This window comes from Salinactinospora qingdaonensis (assembly GCF_039539445.1).
GTDB lineage: Bacteria > Actinomycetota > Actinomycetes > Streptosporangiales > Streptosporangiaceae > Salinactinospora > Salinactinospora qingdaonensis.
The window spans coordinates 1-1,455 of record NZ_BAABDD010000071.1 but is presented as its reverse complement, the minus strand read 5'-3'; the positions used below and the strand labels follow the sequence as shown (position 1 = coordinate 1,455).

Sequence of the window (1,455 nt, the reverse complement as noted above, 5' to 3'; positions counted from 1 at the left end):
CATTACCTTTTAGAGCAGTCCCGCAATGGGACTCCCGGCCTCTGGTCCCGGTATGACTGTGTCCCCCTGTCACCGATGATCCGGGGGGTGGTGTCACCGGGCACCAGAGGCGCCGCACGACCGCTGATAGAAGCACGAGCCGCCCGTGGGCAGGCCCTACGTAATGTGGATGCCGGCAGACGGTGCCCAGGCGAGGCCGGGAACGACGACCGGGACAGGAGCACCCATGGCCGATACCGCCCCCGATACGATCGGCGTCTACCTCGGCTTGGATGTGGGCAAAGGCGAGCACCACGCCCGCGGACTCACCCCCGCCGGCAAGACCGTCCTGGACAAACGCCTGCCCAACAGCGAACCCCGACTCCGGGCGATCCTGGAAAAGCTCCGGGCCAAGCACGGCCACGTGCTGCTGGTGGTCGACCAGCCCGCCTCCATCGGCGCCCTGCCCCTGGCCGTGGCACGGGCCGCCGGCTGCGCCGTGGCCTACCTGCCCGGACTGACCATGCGCCGCATCGCCGACCTCTACCCCGGCGAGGCCAAGACCGACGCCCGCGACGCCGCGGTCATCGCCGACGCGGCCCGGACGATGCCCCACACCTTGCGCGACCTGGCGCCCGACGACGACACCGTGGCCGCCTTGAGCATGGTGGCCGGCCACGACGACGACCTGGCCGTCGAGGCCACCCGCACCCGCAACCGGCTGCGCGGCCTGCTCACCCAGCTCCACCCCGCCCTGGAGCGCGTCCTGGGTCCCCGCGCCGACCACCCGGCCGTGCTCAAGCTGCTGGAGCGCCACCCCACCCCGGCCCGGATCCGCAGGGCCGGGCGCTCCCGCCTGGTCGAACTCCTGCGTCCCGAGGCGCCCCGGATGGCCCAGCGCCTCATCGGCGACGTCTTCGCCGCGCTGGACGAGCAGACCGTGGTGGTGGCCGGCACCGAGGCCGCCGCCACCGTCATCGCTAACCTGGCCGCCTCCCTGCGAAGAACCCTGGACCAGCGCAAGGGTCTGCAGAGCGAGATCGAGGCCCTGCCGCCAGGCCCACCCTCTTTCGCAGGTCCTGACCTCGATGCCCGGAATCGGGGTCAGGACCGGGGCGAGGATCCTGATCGACGTGGGCGACGGCTCGGCCTTTGCTTCGGCGGCCCATCTGGCCTCCTATGCCGGGCTCGCCCCGGCCACCCGCTCCTCGGGAGCCTCGATCAGGGGAGAGGCCCCGCCAAGGCGGGGCAACAAACAACTCAAACGCGCGTTCTTCCTGGCGGCGTTCGCGTCGCTGGCCCATCCGCCCTCGCGGTCCTACTACGACCGCAAGATCGCCCAGGGCAAACGCCATGGCCAAGCGCTGCTGTGCCTGGCCAGACGACGCTGCGACGTACTGTTCGCCATGCTGCGCGACGGCTCGCTCTACCAACCAGCAGCCACCCAGACCACTTGACAAAACCATAGAAGCACCC

At 70.9% G+C, this 1,455-nt stretch carries 1 pseudogene; it reads left to right on the top strand.

The features are described from left to right. Nucleotides 1-226 precede the first annotated feature (226 nt). A pseudogene (locus ABD848_RS24825) lies at nt 227-1,436 on the top strand (IS110 family RNA-guided transposase). The last annotated feature ends 19 nt before the right edge of the window (nt 1,437-1,455 follow it).